This window comes from Pantoea sp. SORGH_AS_0659, assembly GCF_031453915.1.
In the GTDB taxonomy this organism is placed as follows: domain Bacteria; phylum Pseudomonadota; class Gammaproteobacteria; order Enterobacterales; family Enterobacteriaceae; genus Pantoea; species Pantoea leporis.
Map to the genome: position 1 here is coordinate 750,614 of NZ_JAVJAK010000001.1, position 18,487 is coordinate 769,100.

16 protein-coding genes and 1 pseudogene are annotated in these 18,487 nt (G+C 52.5%); 11 read left to right on the plus strand and 6 right to left on the minus strand.

What is annotated here, in order from left to right:
• Positions 1 to 124 precede the first annotated feature (124 nt).
• Complete coding sequence (locus Q3H59_RS03705) at positions 125 to 1,171, minus strand: DNA cytosine methyltransferase (protein ID WP_192412090.1); 1,047 nt, start codon at positions 1,169 to 1,171, stop codon at positions 125 to 127.
• Positions 1,164 to 2,972 (minus strand): AAA family ATPase, encoded by a 1,809-nt coding sequence (locus Q3H59_RS03710; protein WP_309833311.1) that lies wholly within the window; start codon positions 2,970 to 2,972, stop codon positions 1,164 to 1,166. The genes Q3H59_RS03705 and Q3H59_RS03710 overlap by 8 nt, the downstream gene beginning before the upstream one ends.
• A 361-nt stretch (positions 2,973 to 3,333) precedes the next feature.
• On the opposite strand from Q3H59_RS03710, the gene Q3H59_RS03715 reads away from it, so the two are divergent.
• The 11 genes and pseudogenes from Q3H59_RS03715 (at position 3,334) to Q3H59_RS03765 (ending at position 12,680) form a co-directional block, all read left to right on the plus strand.
• The gene (locus Q3H59_RS03715; protein WP_309833313.1) at positions 3,334 to 4,293 is read left to right on the plus strand and encodes a LysR family transcriptional regulator; all 960 of its coding nucleotides are present in this window, start codon (positions 3,334 to 3,336) and stop codon (positions 4,291 to 4,293) included.
• A 339-nt stretch (positions 4,294 to 4,632) separates the two neighbouring features.
• Entirely contained in the window at positions 4,633 to 6,087 is a 1,455-nt protein-coding gene (locus tag Q3H59_RS03720; RefSeq protein ID WP_309833317.1) for an NAD(P)/FAD-dependent oxidoreductase, read from the plus strand.
• Entirely contained in the window at positions 6,084 to 6,566 is a 483-nt protein-coding gene (locus Q3H59_RS03725) for a CMD domain-containing protein (protein WP_110867263.1), read from the plus strand. The genes Q3H59_RS03720 and Q3H59_RS03725 overlap by 4 nt, the downstream gene beginning before the upstream one ends.
• On the plus strand, positions 6,563 to 7,129 hold the full coding sequence (locus Q3H59_RS03730) for a peroxidase-related enzyme (protein WP_137386449.1): 567 nt from the start codon (positions 6,563 to 6,565) through the stop codon (positions 7,127 to 7,129). Before Q3H59_RS03725 ends, Q3H59_RS03730 begins: the two co-directional genes overlap by 4 nt.
• A gap of 10 nt (positions 7,130 to 7,139) precedes the next feature.
• A complete protein-coding gene (locus tag Q3H59_RS03735; RefSeq protein ID WP_277974095.1) occupies positions 7,140 to 7,877 on the plus strand; it encodes an amino acid ABC transporter ATP-binding protein in 738 nt (245 codons plus the stop codon).
• A 20-nt stretch (positions 7,878 to 7,897) separates the two neighbouring features.
• Positions 7,898 to 8,713 (plus strand): transporter substrate-binding domain-containing protein, encoded by an 816-nt coding sequence (locus Q3H59_RS03740; RefSeq protein ID WP_277974094.1) that lies wholly within the window; start codon positions 7,898 to 7,900, stop codon positions 8,711 to 8,713.
• Positions 8,714 to 8,795: 82 nt separating this feature from the next.
• Complete coding sequence (locus Q3H59_RS03745; RefSeq protein ID WP_277974939.1) at positions 8,796 to 9,482, plus strand: amino acid ABC transporter permease; 687 nt, start codon at positions 8,796 to 8,798, stop codon at positions 9,480 to 9,482.
• 15 nt (positions 9,483 to 9,497) lie between these two features.
• Positions 9,498 to 10,190: an amino acid ABC transporter permease gene (locus Q3H59_RS03750; RefSeq protein WP_192412085.1), complete on the plus strand. Its 693-nt coding sequence runs from the start codon at positions 9,498 to 9,500 to the stop codon at positions 10,188 to 10,190.
• A gap of 172 nt (positions 10,191 to 10,362) precedes the next feature.
• Positions 10,363 to 10,908: a helix-turn-helix domain-containing protein gene (locus Q3H59_RS03755; protein WP_309833329.1), complete on the plus strand. Its 546-nt coding sequence runs from the start codon at positions 10,363 to 10,365 to the stop codon at positions 10,906 to 10,908.
• A 42-nt stretch (positions 10,909 to 10,950) separates the two neighbouring features.
• Positions 10,951 to 12,214, plus strand: a pseudogene (gene fabF / locus Q3H59_RS03760) (beta-ketoacyl-ACP synthase II).
• 43 nt (positions 12,215 to 12,257) lie between these two features.
• Positions 12,258 to 12,680: a MarR family winged helix-turn-helix transcriptional regulator gene (locus tag Q3H59_RS03765; RefSeq protein WP_101761875.1), complete on the plus strand. Its 423-nt coding sequence runs from the start codon at positions 12,258 to 12,260 to the stop codon at positions 12,678 to 12,680.
• On the opposite strand, the gene Q3H59_RS03770 is transcribed toward Q3H59_RS03765, so the two are convergent.
• The 4 genes from Q3H59_RS03770 to Q3H59_RS03785 form a co-directional block, all read right to left on the minus strand.
• The gene (locus Q3H59_RS03770; protein ID WP_137386445.1) at positions 12,663 to 13,076 is read right to left on the minus strand and encodes an ester cyclase; all 414 of its coding nucleotides are present in this window, start codon (positions 13,074 to 13,076) and stop codon (positions 12,663 to 12,665) included. The two genes, Q3H59_RS03765 and Q3H59_RS03770, sit on opposite strands and share 18 nt — an antisense overlap.
• Before the next feature lie 198 nt (positions 13,077 to 13,274).
• Positions 13,275 to 14,339 (minus strand): mannonate dehydratase, encoded by a 1,065-nt coding sequence (gene uxuA, locus Q3H59_RS03775; RefSeq protein WP_192412082.1) that lies wholly within the window; start codon positions 14,337 to 14,339, stop codon positions 13,275 to 13,277.
• 118 nt (positions 14,340 to 14,457) lie between these two features.
• Positions 14,458 to 15,162, minus strand: a complete 705-nt coding sequence (locus Q3H59_RS03780) for a response regulator transcription factor (RefSeq protein WP_137386443.1) — start codon at positions 15,160 to 15,162, stop codon at positions 14,458 to 14,460.
• Positions 15,159 to 18,383: a response regulator gene (locus tag Q3H59_RS03785; protein ID WP_309833334.1), complete on the minus strand. Its 3,225-nt coding sequence runs from the start codon at positions 18,381 to 18,383 to the stop codon at positions 15,159 to 15,161. Before Q3H59_RS03785 ends, Q3H59_RS03780 begins: the two co-directional genes overlap by 4 nt.
• Between the last annotated feature and the right edge of the window lie 104 nt (positions 18,384 to 18,487).

Below are 18,487 nucleotides of genomic sequence, written 5' to 3' on the forward strand. Positions count from 1 at the left end.
AAGCAGCTTAAATTGAAGCATGCTTTTGAAAGAGTCGCTTAAACAATTCTCGAACAATTTTTTTCGACAACTTGAAAGTTAAAGTTAAATCTAAAGATAATGATTTTATCTTTAGATTTATGAGTTAATTTGAGCCTTCGATTTGTCTAATAATGCTTAATGCGTGTGCTTTTATAAAAGGTGGAGGCAAAGCATTACCAATCATCAATGAAATTGAACCTTTACCATGTTCAGGGATGAACTTGTAACTAATCGGAAACCCCTGTAAAAGCGCGGCTTCTCTTAATGATATTGCCCTATCCTTTTCAGGGTGAATAAAACGTCCCTTCGATGGATTATTGCATCCGCTAGTAATTGTAGGTGATGGATCATCCCATTGCATTCGACCATAAACATCATAGAATCCATTTGATTTTCTATGACATTCAAGTTGTAGGTGTGGAGGTAATGAAGTTCTGCTACCTCCATTTTTGGGGATGTTTTTAATTATCTCCATTACTTTTTGAGAACGTTTATCAGTTAAACTATGTATGTTATCATTCTCAGGAATTTCTTTTTTTCCAATCGCATCTCTTACAGTTTTAAATTTTGATGACTTAGCTGCTAAATTAGGAATGCAACTTATAGAAGCTAATAAGATTAATCTTTTCCTTCTTTGAGGGACTGAATAATCTTTTGCATCGAGTACGTCAAATTTATAAGAGTAGCCCAATGTGTCTAATGAAAGGCAAAACTCATGAAATCTATGGTCTTTAATCAGTGTTGGGACATTTTCAAGCATGATGTTTTTAGGCTTCATGACTTTAATATATTCAAGAAAATAAAATATAAGATCATTTCTGGTATCTTCTGATGCAAATCCTTTATTTTTTGTTCTTAGACGTGAAAAGCCTTGGCATGGCGGGCATCCAGCTAAAAGATCTAATTCCCCAGGGGAAATGTTTAATTTATCAAGTGCTTCTTCAGGTGGTAAAGAGATTATATCCATATTGAACATTTTAGTTTTGGGATGATTCAATGTGTATGTTGTTGCAGCTTTTTTATCTAACTCAATAGCTGCCAAAACCTTAAAGCCAGCTTGAACTAAACCTTGAGATAAACCACCACACCCACTGAAAAGGTCAATAGCAGTATGTTTTTTATTGATAGTCTTGGCTTTTGATTTATCCACGCTGAATCCACTCCTTAACTTTAGATGCAATTATAACCAAATCAGCCGAATTGTCATCCATTTTATTTAAGTAGTGTTTTGATAGAGTAATTATCTCAAGTGACGAAATATCCGGATCGTTGTAGATTTGTTTTAATGCATTTTTATATTCTTCTGATGAATTATAAGTCGCGCTTTCATCTATAGAATTTAAAACGATAGCATCCGGACATAATCTTGGTAGGTAACTGAGATTATTATAAATCCATGACAAGTATTTTAATTTCATATCTGTTTCAGCAACTTTATTACCAGCTTTGTCATTTCCTCCATTTAATAAAAGTTGTGGTTTGCATTTGACTGTTTCTTTGATTTTTTCATCCAGCGTAAAGTATTCAGATGGTGGAATGGTGCTTGGATCATGAAAAGTTTCAAGTAGTTTTTGGTCGCCGTCAAGGTATACGAAACTTTTGGATTCTTTTATTATTAGTGTTGGGATAATATATTTTAAAATAGTATCGGCGCCACCAGGCGCAACAATTATTTCAATACTCAACTTTTCACCGGAGTCTAACTGTCTGGTTGCTCTTTCGATAACAGCTTTTGCCATCAAGTCTTCAACATAGATTGTAGTTTTATCATTATTTAAGCTTCCAAGTCTATTTAATGCAATTAGAGATGAGCAGCTATTCATAATCCTTGTTTTACCCATTCCATTACCTTCTAAAACTTTAATAGCATTGTTAGGTAATTCAGAAATCATATCACTTGAATGTGTGGAAATTATTATTTGTAATTTTTTTATGATGATCATTTCCAGTAAAAACGAAAGGAGTTCCCTTTGGGCTCCAGGATGTAAAGAAGTTTCTGGTTCATCGAGTAATACTAAAGTATTTTCATTAGAAGCTAACAATTCAGTAACAATTTTCACAATGGAAAGCTCACCACTTCCAGCATATGCTTCTGAATACTTTATTCCTCGGTCAAAGATAACGCTAAGGTCACTTCCATTTTGGCTAGGATATAAAGAATGTTCAATATAACGGGCTGAAATATACTTTCTACCTAAGATCCTTGAAACTATCTCCAGTTCATTATCATTTAATAATCTATTGCAGAATACTCTATCCCTGCCTCCGCCTAACTTCCATTCCTGAATGTTGTTGCTGGCAACTCGACTAAGTCGCTTTGCGCCCTTAAGCATTTCTTCATGTTTCTCACTTTGGCCAGTTGGCCCTTTATGAATTGAATAATTAATTTTGTCATCGAAATTCATTGTCCTGTCAAATGCGCCAATAACCATTTTCATATTCATGTAAAGAACTTCACGTTGCACTGGATTCCAGCGATCAGCATCTTTTCTTTCGTAAGGCTCTTTAGGCATTTTTTTCATATTATCACGAATGCTGATCTTCGTTGGTTCCCAGTATTCATAATTTCTGTTAACACGTTTCATTCGAGCTTTTCTAGTCTCAACAATATTATTGTATTTTTGATGCCAATGACCATATATATAGCGAGCAGGGTTTTTATTAATATCGATGATAGGATCTATATCAGTTGAAAACCAAAAACGTGATGTACTATATCTTTCAGGCATACCGTACAAAGCATGAAGAATTGAGCTTTTACCGCTTCCATTTGCGCCAACTAATGCAGTTAAAGGAAAGTCAAACGTAATTTTTGCGTTTTCTTCTAATCCTTTAAAGTTAGGGAATCTTGCGTGATGAATATAATTTTTAAATGCTTTTCCATTCATCATTTTTTGAATGTTTTCAATTAAATTCGAAACCGGAGGTTGTTTTTTGATTTTTTGGTTCATCAGCATATCCTAATGCAAAAATAAAATAATGGATTGTTTTGAGTTGTAACAAAATTTACTACTTTAAGAACGTTTTGTCTAATTTTTTAGATGGTAAATATAAGATGTTTGTAGTGTCTAGAGTGGGTTTGTTAAGGTGTGATTTAATAAAAATTTTTAAATCGTAATTTTAAATTTTATCTCTTAAGGATGGTTGTAATTAGGTTGATGCTTTAGATTTCATAATTAAGTGAAATGTTTAATGCTTTAAGTGATTGTATATACTTTACTTCCAGTAGCTAATTCCCACCACTCTCTCTATGATGAAAACTTTCCCGCGCCAATGTCGGGAACGATCAATGAGTTAGGGAAAAATTGCGCGATGACCATTTTAAACGACCTGGATTTGCGGCAGCTGGAAGCCTTTTCGGCGGTGATCTCTGCCGGTAGCGTCACGGCGGCGGCGAAGGCGCTCAATCGCTCGCAGCCGGCGGTGTCGCGTTTGATTCAGGAGCTGGAACAATCGCTGGGTTATCCGCTGTTTATCCGCAACGGGCCGCGCATTCATCCTTCGGAAGAGGCGCTGCAGCTGCATCAATACGTGCAGAAAGCGCTGCTCTCGCTGCAGCAGATTCGCCTGCGCGCGCAGGAGATCGCCCATCAGCAGCATCGTCCGCTGAGCATCGCCGCCACGCCGGCATTGGCGGCGGGTTTGCTGCCGCAGGCGCTGGCCGCGCTGAATCTGCAGAACAAAGTGCAGATCATCAGCGAATCCGCAGTGCAGACGGCACATGCGGTGATCACTGCCGAAGCCGATCTCGGTTTATGCAGTTTGCCGCTGGAGCATCACGCGGTGGAGCTGCACTGGATTGGCCAGTCGCAATGCGTGGTGGCGCTGCCAGAGCATGACGAGCTGGCGGCGCAATCTCAGCTGTCGTTAAGCAGTCTGGCAGGACGCCGTTTGATTGCGCCGTGGAGCCCGCAGCGGTTGCGCGGACGCTACGAAAAAGCGCTGAAAAAAGTCAAAACGCCGCTGCACGAAACCATCGAAACCAACTCCTCCGCCAATATTCTTGGCTGCGTGCGCGCCGGGCTGGGCGTGGCGATTCTCGAACCGGTCACCGGTTGGGGCATGCCGCTGGCCGGTGTGGCGATCCGTCCAATTGAGGAGGATATTCCCTACTACTTTGGCGTGATCACGCCGCAGGGAAGACAGATTTCAGCTGCCGCGCAGGCGCTGGTTGAGGCGTTAGCCAGCGCGGCCGCCGATTTGCTGCCGGGTTTTGAGCGTCTGCCCGCCAGCGAGCATCCGCGTATTATGCGGTTAATTAATCAGGATTAAATATCTCACCCCAATCGTATTTTTTAGCGGTGCGATAAATCGCGCCGCTACGGAATGTACGTGATTTCAGTCATCAGCCTGCGTATGAAAATCTTCTTTTAAAAGCCTTATAACATTTCCGGCATAAGATATAAGAAATCCATTGGTCAAAAGCTGAGCGCGATTATTGACTCTGTTTTAGGGCAAGAGGATTATGCGAAACCTTAGCTCTTACTATGTGATTTATTGATTAATGACCATTAACTATGTGTTATCAGGATAATGGAAATGCACAGTCACTCACGCGCTTTGGTGGTTTCGTCCGCACTCTGGCCGCCACTTATTTCTGGGAAAACATGTATGACTTATTCCGCCGATGGCCTTGCCGCGCTGGAAGCTCAGCTTCAGCAGGATCTGGAATATCTTGAACTGCCCGCTAAATCCTGGGTGCCCGAGCGCACGCAGGATGGCGCACCCGTGCGTGACGTGGTGGTGATCGGCGCGGGCATGTGCGGGCTGGCGGCGGTGGCGAAATTGCAGTTCAGTGGCATCAGCAATGTGGTGGCGTATGACGCCGCACCCGCTGGGCTGGAAGGTCCGTGGGTGACCTTTGCGCGCATGGAAACGCTGCGTTCACCGAAATCTCTACAAGGCCCGGCGCTCGGCATGGCGCAACTGACGTTCCGCGCGTGGTTCACCGCGCAGTGGGGCAAAGAAGCCTGGCAAGCGCTGGATAAAATTCCCAAAGCGCAGTGGATGGATTATCTGATTTGGTATCGCAAGGTGCTGAATCTGCCGGTGCGCAACAATGTGCGCGTCACCCATATTGGCTTTGCTGGCGATCTGATTGCGCTCGATGTAAGCGGTGCCGAAACCGGCCGCATATACACTCGCCGCTTGGTGCTGGCCACCGGACGTTCTGGTCTTGGCGGCTTCGCCGTGCCGGATTTCCTGCAAGGTATTAGCCGCCAGTTCTGGGCGCACTCCGCTGACGACATTGATTTCTCAGCCCTAAAAGGCAAACGCATCGCGGTGATTGGCGCAGGTGCATCGTCAATGGATAACGCCGCCACCGCGCTGGAAAACGGCGCGGGCGCGGTGGATCTGCTGATTCGTCGCAAGCAGATGCCGCGCATCAACAAAATGACCGGCATCGGCAGTCAGGGCGTGGTGCACGGCATGCATCAGCTGCCGGACGCGTGGAAGTGGAAGTTTGTCGATTACACCGCCACCACGCAAACGCCGCCGCCGCGCTCCTCGACGCTGCGCGTATCGCGTCATGCCAATGCTCGCTTCTTGCTTAATTGCGGCATCAAAGCGGTTAAGCAAGAGGCCGATGGGCTGCTGATCGAAACCACGCAAGGCGCGCTGCGCTACGACTACCTCATTGCGGCTACCGGCTTTAGTAACGATTTCCACGACCGCCCGGAGTTTGCCGCGCTCGCGCCACATATCCGCAGCTGGCGCGACGGACGTTATCAGCCCGAAATGGGCGCGCCGCGAGCCAATCTGCTGGAAGCGCCGGATCTCGGCCTCGCCTTTGAATTCCGCGAACTGACACCAGGCGCATGCCCGCTGTTGGCGCACATTCACTGCTTCAACGATGCCGCGATGCTGACGCACGGCAAAGTCTCCGGCGATATCCCGGCGGTGAGCGCCGGTGCCGATCGTCTGGTGCGCGGCATTACCGCTTCGCTGTTTGCCGAAGACGTCGAGCAGCATTACGCCAACTTACAGGCTTTTGACACCCCTGAATTGCAGGGCGATGAATGGGTGGATTCTACGCCCTTACTCAACCAGGAGAACGCGCAGTGAGTGACGCAATTGATCGCGCAGTCGGTTTAAACGCTGAAGATGCGCTGTACGGCACGCGCCGCCTGCGCCCGGAATTTGTTGACGGCGCGGAGCAGTGCCGCATCTCGGTGCTGGCACCCAACGACGATCAGGGCTTAGCGCCGGATGTGCGTTTAGCGCTGGCGCAGCGCATGGCGCAGCTGAATAACGATGCCGCGCTGCAACAGGATTATCAGACGCAGCTGGCGGCGTTGCAGCCGTCAGAGGCGCTGCTGGCGCTGGCGGCAGGCGCCACCGACCTGCCAGAACCGCTGGCGACCATCGCGCGCCACGCCGATCTCATTACCCAGCAGCCAATGCACGCCACCGAGCAGCACATTCGCCTGCTGGAGCAAGCCGGATTGAGCAATTCACAGATTGTGGCGCTCTCCGAGCTGATCGCTTTTATTAACTTCCAGACGCGCGTCGCGGCCGGATTACGTTTGTTGAGGTCTGCATGATTCCGTCGGTTAATCTCAAGCCGCTGCACTGGCATCCGTATATCGCGCCGGTTGAGGTAGAGGAGGCCACGCCCGCGCAGCTCGATGCGATGAAAGTGACGCCATCGAATAAGAAGATCTCCGAATATGTGCGCACGTTAGCGCACGATCCTGACAGCTACGTGGCGCGTACCGTGCTGTTCAACGCCATTATGTATGTCGATGGCGGGCTGGATCGCGCGGATCGTGAACTCGGCGCGCTGGGCGCGTCGATCGTTAACGGCTGCAAATATTGCGCGGTGGTGCATGCGCGTCGCCATGCGCAGCTGGCGGAGAGCGATGCGGTAGTGAGCGCCATCTACTTTGATCGTGCGGATGTGCTCGGTGAGCGAGATGCGGCGATCTACCGTTTTGCCCGCCGCCTGTCGGTGACGCCGTCAGAAGCCAGCGTCGAAGATATGGCGGCACTGCGCGCGGTCGGCATGAACGATCAGGAGATTATCGATCTGATCCACGCCATCGCCATTTTTGGCTGGGCCAACCGTCTGATGCATGTGCTTGGCCATGCTGACCTGCACAAATAAGGGCTGCTGCATGTTAGAACTCAACGATATTACGCTCTCTTACGGCAGCACGCCGATTCTGAAAGGTGTCGATCTGTCGGTGAAACGTGGCGATGTGGTGTCGATCATCGGGCCAAGCGGCACCGGCAAAACCACGCTGCTGCGCTGCATTAACTATCTGGCGAAACCGGCGTCGGGCACCATTCAGCTCGATCAGATCCGCATGGATTATCAGTCACCGGATAAAGCGGCGATCCAGGCGATACGCCTGCGCACCGCGATGGTGTTCCAGCAGTTCAACGTGTTCAAAAACATGACGGTGCTGGAAAACGTGATGGATCCGCTGATCGTCATTCAACGCAAAAGCAAACAGCAAGCGCGCGATATCGCCGTGCAGGAGCTGGAGCGCGTCGGATTGGGCGCCAAACTCGATCACTATCCGTCGCAGCTTTCCGGCGGTCAGCTGCAGCGTACCGGCATCGCCCGCGCGCTGGCGGTGCGTCCTGATGTGATGTTGTTTGATGAACCGACCTCATCGCTCGATCCGGAGCTGGTGGGCGAGGTGCTGAAAGTGATTAAAGATGTGGCGTCCTCCGGCATTACCTCGCTGCTGGTGACACACGAAATGCAGTTCGCCAAAAGTATCTCGAACCGCATCGTCTTTATGGATCAGGGCGTGGTGGCCGCGCAGGGCAGCCCGACTGAGATATTTGATAATCCAACCCTGCCGCGACTTGCTCAGTTCCTCAATTCAGAACGCGTATTCTAATAATCAAAGGAATCAATGACATGCCTGCAATCAAAACCACTTTACGTCGCCTGGCTGCGCCTGGCATCATCGCGCTGGCACTCATCAGCGGTAACAGCTTCGCCGACGCGGTGCGCACTATCAAAATCGCCACTGCGGCGGAGTCTAAACCGCTGTCGTGGGGCGCGATTGGTCACGAGCCGCAGGGCTACGAGCCGGACGTGCTGAAAGCCATCAACGCTAAACTGCCGCAGTACAAATTTGTGATGGAAGGTGCGGCGGATATCGCCCAGGAAACCGGCCTCGCCACCGGCAAATATGACATGGCGACCGGCGGTTATTACAAAGCGCCAACGCGCAGCAAACAGTTCCTGATTCCGGATGCACCGATCGGTGCCAGCCTGATGAAAATCTACAGCCGCAGCGATAGCACCATCAACAGCATGAAAGATCTGGTCGGCAAGAAGATTGTGCCGGTTACCGCCGGCGGCGGCGTGTACAAATTCGTGACGCAGTGGCAGCAGGACAACCCGAACAACAAAGTTGAGATCAAAGCTTCGAGCGCAGGCGTGCCTTATCCGGATCGTCTGAAAGAGGTGCAGCGTGGCAAATATGATGCGCTGATCCTGCCTTCGAACCTCGGCGAGCAAACGGTGATCGACAACCAGAAACTGGCGATCAAAGCCAGCGAGCCGGTTGCCATTAACAACACTTACGTGCTGATTCACCGTTCAGCCGAGAACCAGGCGCTGAACGATGACATCAACAAAACGCTGCAACAGCTGAAAGCGGACGGCACGCTGGATAAGCTGGCGCAGAAGTGGTTTGGCGAAGACGTCACGAAGTACATGAAGTAAGGATTCACTAAAGCTGCGCCCGGTGCTGAGCCGGGCGTTGCTTCATTGTTAGCAGGAGTGTTTCACCGTGAATCTGACTTCGATGATTCCCGAGCTGCTCTCGGCGCTGCCGTTGACGCTTGGCATAATGTTTGTCGCGATGATCGTCGGGTTCTTCCTGGCGCTGATCGCCACCGTGTTCCGCGTGCGCCGCATCCCGGTTATCAGCCAGTTTGTGGATTTGTACGTCTCGTACGCGCGCAGCGTGCCGGTGGTGCTGCAGCTGTTTGTCGCGTTTTATGGTTTGCCGCTGGTGGCCGAGCAGTTTGGCTTCAGCGATTTTGTCACCGCCAACGTCGCGGCGATGATTGGCCTGAGCCTGTATCACGGCGGTTATCTGTCGGAAGTGATGCGCCCGGCGTTCCTCGCCGTGGAGAGCGGTCAGCATGACGCCGCCGACAGCATGGGCTACAGCTTCCGCCAGAAAATGCTGCGTATTGTCGGTCCGCAAGCGGTGCACTATGCGCTGCCGGGTTACGGCAATGCGATTATCTATCTGATTCATAACGTGGCGCTGGTGATGTACATCGGTGCGGCGGATGTGATGGCGACTGCGCATCTGATCATGGAACGCGACTACAACCAATATCAGTTCGGCACTTATCTGGTGCTGGCGGTGCTCTATTCGCTGCTGTGCGGCGTGGCCTGGTTGATTATCCGTTTCTTCGAACAACGTCACGCGAAGTACAGCTCGAAAACTGCTGCACGCGTCAAATTCACCAGCGTCTGATAAGGGAGAGAAACCATGTTTGATCTTGAGGTTTTACTGCCGGACTTCTGGAGCATTCTCGATGCGGTGCCGGTGACGCTGCTGATGGCGGTGACGGTGTTTATCTGCTCAACGCTGCTCGGCGGGTTGTTTGCCTTTATTGAACATCGCCGCATTCCTGTGCTGCGCCAGTTGGTGATCGCGTACAAGATTGCCTTCAAAGGCGTGCCGATGGTGGTGGTGATTTTCCTCGCCTATTACGGTTTGCCGCCGGCGCTGGATTTCGTCGCCACGCTGATTGGCGTGAAAGTGAATGCGCACTCGCTGCCGAACTGGGTGATCATCATCGTCGCCCTGAGCGCCTGCGTCGCGGCGTTTCAGGCGGAAGTGTGGAAGGGCGCGCTCAACTCCTTTGATAGCGGACAATCGGATGCGGCGCTGTCGCTCGGTTACAGCGGCGGCCAGCTGTTCCGCCGCGTGATGTTCCCGCAGATTATCGTGGCGGCGATTCCCGATCTGGCCAACGCCTTTATGGTGATCATGAAAGCGCTGTCGCTGGCGTTTGCCATCGAAGTGGTGGATATCTTCGCCCAGGCGCAACTGACCGCGGCGCTGAATTTCTACTACCTCGAAGCCTTCCTGGTGGCGGTGGTGTTTTACATGGTGATTGCCTATGTGGTGACCAAGATCGCCGATAAGATTGAGGCGAGATTGCGGGTACGGACCTGACCCAATCCGCGCGATAAATCGCGCCGCTACGATCAAGTGCGCCCAACCGTAGCGGCGCACTTTGTTGTGCAAAGAAGCCACCGCCAAATCACTTTCATTCTGCAAGTTACTTGCAAAATGAAAGTCACTCTGCAACAGTATCCGCCATCAAACCGATGTGGGATAGCCAACCTTGAAAAACCAAACGCTCCACAACATGCCTTGTCCCATCGCGCGCAGCCTTGGGCGCATTGGCGATGGCTGGAGCATACTGATTATGCGCGATGCGCTGGCCGGTTTTACGCGCTTCGATGAGTTCCAGAAAAGCAGCGGTATAGCGCCCAACATATTGTCGCGGCGCCTGAAAGAGCTGGTGGACGATGGCTTGCTGGAGAAGGTGTGTTACAGCACCAGCCCGGCGCGCTTCGAATATCACCTGACGGCCGTCGGTCGCGATTTTCGCGGCGTGATTCTGGCGCTCACCGAGTGGGGCAGCACGCATTTCTCGCCGGAAGGTCGCCAGATGCAGCTGGTGGAAAGCGCTACGCAGCGTCCGGTGAAGATGCAGCTGGTCGATAGCGAAAACGGCCAGCCGCTGACGCTGGATAACTATCAGATGGTGCCCGGCCCGGCAGCGGAGCCGATGATGCACTATCGCCATGATTATCTGCAGAAAAAACGCGCTGGAGATAACACCCAGAAATTTGCGCCGCCGCCGCTGCACCAGCCGCAGTCATAACGCTAACGCGCAAGTAAGCATCCGCAGATTAAGGAATGAAAAATGAAACGAATTGTCATTACCGGCATGGGGCTGGTATCGCCGCTGGGCTGCGGCACGGTAGCGGTTTGGCAGTCGCTGCTGGCGGGAAAATCGGGCATCAGCGCCTTGCCGCCAGAGATGGTGCAGGACATCGCCTGCAAAGTGGCGGGACAGGTGCCGACGCTGGAGCAGGATCGCCAGCACGGTTTTAATCCCGACGGCATTATCGCCGCCAAAGATCGCAAGAAAATGGATCGCTTTATTGAGTTCGCGCTGGTGGCGGCGCATGAAGCGCTGACGCAGGCCAGCTGGTTCCCGCAGGACAGTGCGCAACAGCAGCGCACCGCCACGGTGATCGCCACCGGCATCGGCGGCTTTAACGAAATCGCCAACGCGGTTGAAACCACCGCCGAGCGTGGGCCGCGTCGCTTGTCGCCGTTTACCATTCCTTCGTTTCTCGCCAATCTGGCCGCCGGACACGTTTCGATTGCACACGGTTTTCGTGGGCCAATTGGCGCGCCGGTAACCGCGTGCGCGGCGGGTGCGCAGGCGATTGGTGATGCGGCGCGCTTGATTCGCAGCGGCGAAGCGGATATTGCGCTGTGCGGCGGCACCGAAGCGGCGATCCATCGCGTGAGCCTGGCCGGATTTGCCGCAGCGAAAGCGATGTCGGGCGGCTTTAACGATCGTCCAGAGCAGGCTTCGCGTCCGTTTGATCGCGACCGCGACGGTTTTGTGATGGGCGAGGGCGCGGGATTGCTGGTGATTGAATCGCTGGAACATGCGCAGGCGCGCGGCGCGACACCGCTGGCGGAGCTGGTAGGTTACGGCACCAGCGCAGATGCTTACCATCTCACCGCCGGCCCGGAAAATGGTGAAGGGGCACGCCGGGCAATGGAAACCGCGCTGGCGCAGGCAGGCATTACGGCGAGCGAGGTGCAGCATATCAATGCGCATGCTAGCGTCGACGCCGGTCGGCGACAGGGGCGAACTGGCAGCAATTAGCTCGCTGTTCGCTGGCAGCGAGGTAGCGATCACCTCCACTAAATCGGCCACCGGACATCTGCTCGGTGCGGCGGGCGGTGTGGAAGCGATCTTCTCGATTCTGGCGCTGCGCGATCAGGTTGCTCCGCCGACGCTCAATCTGCAGCATCCGGATGAAGCGGCTGTTGGGCTGAATCTGGTGGCGCTGAAACCACAGCCGACGGTGATGACCTATGCGCTATCCAACGGTTTTGGCTTTGGCGGCGTGAATGCCAGTTTGTTGTTTAAAGCCTGGCAATAGGTTTCCTATAATGGACCGACGATAGCGCGCAGGAATCGCCCCTTTGAGCACGGAAAATGAAACCCAGCAGCTGGCGGAAGAGCTCCGTAAGATGGTCAGTCATTTGGTACGTAACGTCCGCGTCAGCACCGCGACCGTGCGCACCTCGCAATATGAAACCTTAGATCTGCTCGACAGCCATGACGCGCTTTCTATCGCCGATCTCGCGCGGCTGCGCGGCGTGAAGCATCAAAGCATGCGATTAGTGATTAACGAACTCGAGGCGCAAGATTTGGTGCTGCGACAAAAAAGCGCGCAGGACGCGCGGGCGCAGGTGATTGTGCTGAGCGATCAGGCGCGCGCTGCGTTGGCGGCCGCACGTCAACAGCGTGCCGACTGGCTTGCGGCGCGCATCAATGAAACACTCGACCAGCAGGATCGCGACGATCTGCAAAAAGGGCTGGCTGCGTTACGCAAACTGCTTTAACTGCGTTATCACCGCCGCCAGCGTGTTCATGCCCCAATGTTCCGCGTATTTTCCCTCTTCAATTCGCACCATATCGATCACCGCGATCGTTACGGGTAAACCGGTGGGCGCGATGCCCATCAGCGATCCGCTGTGAACGCCGGTTATTGTTTTGCGCGTGGTGACCCAATCGCGCTCGGCGATTTGATCTTCAACGTGCACCTGAAGATGGGAGAAAGCGGGGCGCAGGATCTGATCGAAGGTGTGCCAAAGACTTTCGCGATCGCTGGGCGCGCCGGCTGGCGCTGAGCGGTTAATGAAGTTTTCGCCGACGAGTTGATCGAAAGCCTGGCGATCGCCTTCGGCAATCACCTGCTGATTGAATCGACGCACAACGGCTTTGTTATGTTCTGACATGGTGATTCCCCGCTGAATATGTACAGTTTGACTGTATATATTTAACGGCAAGTGGGGAAGGCGAGTTTGTCAGGTTGTGCGGTGATTATGGTGCGCGCTGATGCCCTCACCCCGGCCCTCTCCCACGGGGAGAGGGAGCAAAAAGTTCCTCTCCCGCTTGCGGGAGAGGGCTAGGGTGAGGGACAAAGCGCACCCAACTCAGCGCTTACCCAGCGCTTCCCACAATCCCAGCAGATAGGTGGTGCCCAGCGCGCGGTCGTACAAACCGTAGCCCGGACGGCCGGTTTCACCCCAGATAAAGCGGCCGTGATCTGAACGGATGTAGCCATCGAAGCCGTTGTCATACATCGATTGCAGCACTTTATACATATCCAGCGAACCGTATTCGGTTGGGTGCGCGCATTCGTAGAAATCTTTATCCCGAATAATCTTGATGTTACGCACATGGGCGAACGGAATACGTTTGCGGCGCGAGAACTCCGCCAGAATGGCGTACACATCATTACTCGGATCTTCGGCAATCGATCCGGTACATAGCGTGATGCCGTTGGCCTCGGAATCGACAACGTTACAGATCCAGTCGAGATCGTCGCGGTTCTTCACCACGCGCGGCAGGCCAAAAATCGAATACGGTGGATCGTCCGGGTGGATCGCCATCTTCACGCCCACTTCTTCACATACCGGGATCACCGCTTTCAGAAAGTAAGCGAGGTTTTCACGCAGCTTAGCGTCATCAACATCTTTGTATTGGGCAAACAGATCCTGCACTTTTGCCAGACGCTCCGGTTCCCAGCCCGGCAGGGCGAAACCATTGGCGTTGCCCAGCACTTCCTGCACCACTTCGTCGAGGCTCTTATCAATGCCTTTCTTCTCGAACGCCATGGTGAGCGAGCCGTCTGGCAGCACGTAGTTCATGTCGGTCTTCATCCAGTCAAACACCGGCATGAAGTTGTAGCAAATCACTTTCACACCCGCTTCGGCCAGGTTACGGATGCTCTGCTGATAATTTTCGATGTAGCGATCGCGGCTTGGCAGACCAATTTTGATGTCGTCGTGGATGTTGACGCTTTCGATCACTTCCACGGTCAGCCCGGCGGCATGCACCTGCTCAACCAGCGCGTTAATTTTCTCTTTCGGCCAGGTTTCACCTACCGGCACGTCATACAGCGCGCCCACGACGCCGCGCACGCCCGGCACCTGACGAATATATTCCAGCGAAACTTTATCTTCTTTCGGACCAAACCAACGCATTGTCAGCTGCATAATGTCATCCACCGTTATCGTGTCTGTGATAACTGATAAACTACCATTCTAGTAAACATCATGACAGCGCAGCGCGGCCAATAAGCCTTGATCCGCGTCACAGAACACAATTTATGCATCAGTGATGCAGCACAATTTCACCGAAATGCTCTTTGTATTTGAATAATTCCAAATCAGATCGCAGACCCAATTTACGCAGTGCAGTCTGTTTTTGCCCGCTGATGGTTTTACGGCTGCGCGCATATTTTCCGGCGATTTGCGTAATGCTTAATCCATCCAGATAGCAACGGATCACTTCGATCTCACGTGGGCTGAGATTGCGCAGCAGCAGCGTGATATCTTCGCCAGTTTGACGCGGCAATAAATAGTCATGCATTTCCCGATCGCTTTCCTGAAACTTATCCATTTCCAGCAGCATATCGGCGGTGAGAAAACGCTTGTTACGGCATACCTGATGCAGGGCGGTAATCAGCACTTCCTGATCTTCACTTTTACCCACAAAGCCATGCACACCCGCTTTTAACAGCAGTTGCACTATTGCCGGTTTTTCTACTGCCGAGGAGATCAGGATTTTCAAATCGGGATAACGCGCGCGCAGCTGTTTCACCATCTGCAGGCCGTCGAGTTCGTCTTCGCCAAGCATGTAGTCCAGCACCAGCACGTCCACTGAATGACGCTGCAAAAATGCCATCAGCTGCTGGCGTTGCGAAAAGGCGCCAGCCAGCTCCAGCAGCGCTTCCTGCGCCAGACGATACTGAATTGCTTTGCCGATCAGTGGATGATCGTCTAATACGGCAACCTGCCAGATTGCATCTTGTTTCATAGTTTCACCTCATTATCAGGATTATTTTTTAGTGCGTGAAGGAAGATCGCTTCCAGTTCGGCCACTGCTGTAGCGACTGCGGGAATCAGCTGCTGCAGAAACGCACTCTCTCGTTGTTCGGCTGCCTGCTCGGCGGCAAGGCAACTCTGTTGTAAGCTTTCAGCGCGCAGTAATTTGGCGCTGCCAAGTAATTGATGCGCAGCGTGGTGTGCGCCGGGGAAGTCCTCCGCCATGGCAGCTTGCTCCAGTTGTGCAAGATCGCGCGCATTTTGCTGCTGAGCGGTGGTGACCAGATCGCGCCAGGCTTGCGGATCATTGGCCGCGAGGTTTTCCAGGGTAAGCAGGGTTTCATTACGCATGCTGCTGGCAGCGCTGCCGGTGACCACTCGCAGCAGCTGGGTGCGCTCCAGCGGTTTAAACAGGCAACCATCCATGCCAGCCTGCGTCGCGAGTTGTGCAACGCGCTCTTCTGCCATCGCCGTCAGGCCATAAATCGGGACTGCGCGGCGATTCATTAGCTTCTCCTCAATACGTAACTGGCGGGTAAATTCAAAGCCATCCATGCCTGGCATATTGCAATCGGTGATCACACGATCAACGTCATGTTCGCGCCACAGTGCCAGCGCCGCTTCACCGTCTTCTGCCACCAACACATGATGCCCGGCGTAACGCAACTGTTGTGCCAGCAGCAGGCGATTGGTGGCGTTGTCATCCACAACCAGCATTCTTAAGGATGCGTGCACAACGTCATCAACTGGCTCAGCTTCTGCTTCAGTCAGCGTGGCGGGCTGGGCGATGAAGCGCAGCATAAATACGCTGCCCTCATCGGGCTCGCTCTCTACATGCAGCTCGGTTCCCAGCATCACCGCCAGACGGCGACAGATGTTGAGACCCAGTCCGGTGCCACTGACGCGATTAGTGCCCTGATCCACCTGAATAAAGGGCTCGAAAATCGCCTTTTGCTGTTCTGGCGTGAGACCCACCCCACTGTCGCAGACTTCCAGTACGTATTCGGGTTTAGTGATATCTGCCTGGTAAAGCGCTACTTCAACTTCACCCCGCGCGGTAAACTTAATGGCATTGCTGACCAGGTTCGCCAGGATCTGCTTCAACGCCACGGGATCAAACAGCACGCTGTCCTGATCGATATCCAGCATGACATTGAGTGCCAGCCCTTTATTTAGCGCCACCTGACGGAATAGCGCTTCAGTGTCGTAAACCACATCGCTCAGTGACATCGGCATGTGGCGAATGCTGAAATGACCGGATTCGATTTTCGCCAGGTCGAGAATATCGCCGACCAGCGAGAGCAGTGAACGAGAAGATTCCCATGCCAAATCGATATTCTTTTGCCGCTGCGCTTCGTCGCTCTGACCTAAATGTTCAATCTCCAACAGGCCAATCAGTGCCGCCAACGGCGTGCGGATTTCATGGCTCATATGTGAAAGGAAAGTACTTTTCGCCTCGCTGGAGCGCAGTGCCGCACGCTTCGCTTTACGCACGTCCTCTAATAAGGTTTCGATCGTGTGCAGTTGGTTGCTGATTTCACGCTCGTGCTGGCGCTGCCTCGCCAGCGACGATTTCAGCAGATGGTTGCGCCACAGGAAAAACAGCAGGCAAATGCCGGCCACCGCAGCAATACGCAGCACGTAACTGCGATAGCTCTGCCAGGACGTGCTGGTGGCGGGCGGCGTGTACTTGATCCAGCGCTCCATCAGTGACTGCATGGTTGGCTGCGGAATATCGGACAGCGCTTTATTCAGGATGGAATTCAGATGCTCATCCGCCACATTGGTGGCCATCGCCATGCGAAACATCGGCAACGGTGCGACAAACGCCACTTTGAAGCGATCGTTGAAGTGGTTATTTAGCAAATATTGCGCCGATTCGTAGGGCACGATAAAGCCGTCAACCTCTTTGTCCTGCAGCTGCCCGAGGGAGTCGAGCGAAACCGCATTTTCACTAAAATCGATGGTTGGCCAGCGGCGACGCAGATCAAAGCGATAGTAAGAACGCTCGTAGATGCCGATGCGTTTCCCTGTCATCTCATCGAAACTGTGCCAGTTACTGTCGCTGCGGGTCATCACCACCCAAGGCGAATAGACATAAGATCGCGTGTATTGAATCTGCGGGCTCTGCTTTGACGCGCCGTCACTCACCACAATCAGGGAATTGCGTTGATTAACCAGCGCATCGCGCATGTTGCTCAAGCCCCGCATTGGGTTGTAATGAAAACGAATACCGGTGCGTTGCGAGATGAGATTTAACAAATCAACGCTGAGTCCGGCGACACGCTGTTTGCTGTCGAGAAAGGTGAAAGGCAGATGTGTAGGGTCGTAATTCACCGTGATGTCGCGGTGCTCCGCCAGCCATTTTGCTTCGGCTTCGCTAAGGTCTAAAGGATGATTCTTCACCACCGACCGGTAATCAAGCCCCCAGGCTTCGGCAATTTGTACTGCATTACGTAGCGGGATATTTTTAAGAATTTCAGTAATGGCGTCGATCAGCTCAGCATTGTCCGCGCGGGCGGCAAAGCGTGCATCCACATCGTTCATGTAAGGCGTGCTATGGCCTTCAATGATGTTCTGCAAGCCGCGCTGCGACAAATAGCGCTGCGTGGCGGAGTTACTCCAGAACACCATGTCCTCATTGAAAGCGGTATCGGTATAGGCCCAGAGCGGCGGTGAGGCGGGCGCTAATGTGGCTTCGGGATAGCGTTTATGCAGCAGCGCTTTCAGTTCGTCGTCACCGTAGTACATCAGGCGATAGCGGCTGTCATTCAGCTGACGATCAAATTTTGCCTGGCGGCGGCTAATCAACACGCTTTGCGCCAGCGAATAGGGAATACTCAGCGCCAGTTTGGTTTCATGATTAGCAGCCTGCGGGTAGTAAGGAATTAAATCGACTTGCTTGTTATTGAGCGCGTTAACCAGATCGAGACGGGTGTTATAGCGCTTAACTTCGACCGGGCGATTCAGCGTTTTCGCGATGATGGCCAGATAATCGGCGGACAGTCCTTCAAAGGTGTCCTCTTCGAATTCAACCGAATAGGGCGGTAACGTATGGCTCCATACGCCGACGCGCAGCACCGGATGACGTTTTAGCCACTGCTGTCCCTCTGCATTCAGCGTCACTTCAGGGGAAACCAGACCGTAACGCGGCGTGAATTTTAAGGTGGTGGCGCTCCAGGCCGACAGGCAAAAGCCCAACAAAAAAATCATGCTAAAAATGCGTTTGACCACGAATTGATTCTCAGTTTTCTTTGCTGCTGTAGGCACTGCCGTGCGGCGGTGCGGCCCTCTGGCTGCGCTTTAATGCGCCAGTG

Coding starts and splice junctions, on each gene's coding strand:
- Q3H59_RS03710 (WP_309833311.1), bottom strand. CDS start 2,972: ATGAACCAAAAAATCAAAAAACAACCTCCGGTTTCGAATTTAATTGAA.
- Q3H59_RS03715 (WP_309833313.1), top strand. CDS start 3,334: ATGACCATTTTAAACGACCTGGATTTGCGGCAGCTGGAAGCCTTTTCG.
- Q3H59_RS03720 (WP_309833317.1), top strand. CDS start 4,633: ATGACTTATTCCGCCGATGGCCTTGCCGCGCTGGAAGCTCAGCTTCAG.
- Q3H59_RS03730 (WP_137386449.1), top strand. CDS start 6,563: ATGATTCCGTCGGTTAATCTCAAGCCGCTGCACTGGCATCCGTATATC.
- Q3H59_RS03735 (WP_277974095.1), top strand. CDS start 7,140: ATGTTAGAACTCAACGATATTACGCTCTCTTACGGCAGCACGCCGATT.
- Q3H59_RS03740 (WP_277974094.1), top strand. CDS start 7,898: ATGCCTGCAATCAAAACCACTTTACGTCGCCTGGCTGCGCCTGGCATC.
- Q3H59_RS03745 (WP_277974939.1), top strand. CDS start 8,796: ATGATTCCCGAGCTGCTCTCGGCGCTGCCGTTGACGCTTGGCATAATG.
- Q3H59_RS03750 (WP_192412085.1), top strand. CDS start 9,498: ATGTTTGATCTTGAGGTTTTACTGCCGGACTTCTGGAGCATTCTCGAT.
- Q3H59_RS03770 (WP_137386445.1), bottom strand. CDS start 13,076: ATGTCAGAACATAACAAAGCCGTTGTGCGTCGATTCAATCAGCAGGTG.
- uxuA (WP_192412082.1), bottom strand. CDS start 14,339: ATGCAGCTGACAATGCGTTGGTTTGGTCCGAAAGAAGATAAAGTTTCG.
- Q3H59_RS03780 (WP_137386443.1), bottom strand. CDS start 15,162: ATGAAACAAGATGCAATCTGGCAGGTTGCCGTATTAGACGATCATCCA.
- Q3H59_RS03785 (WP_309833334.1), bottom strand. CDS start 18,383: ATGATTTTTTTGTTGGGCTTTTGCCTGTCGGCCTGGAGCGCCACCACC.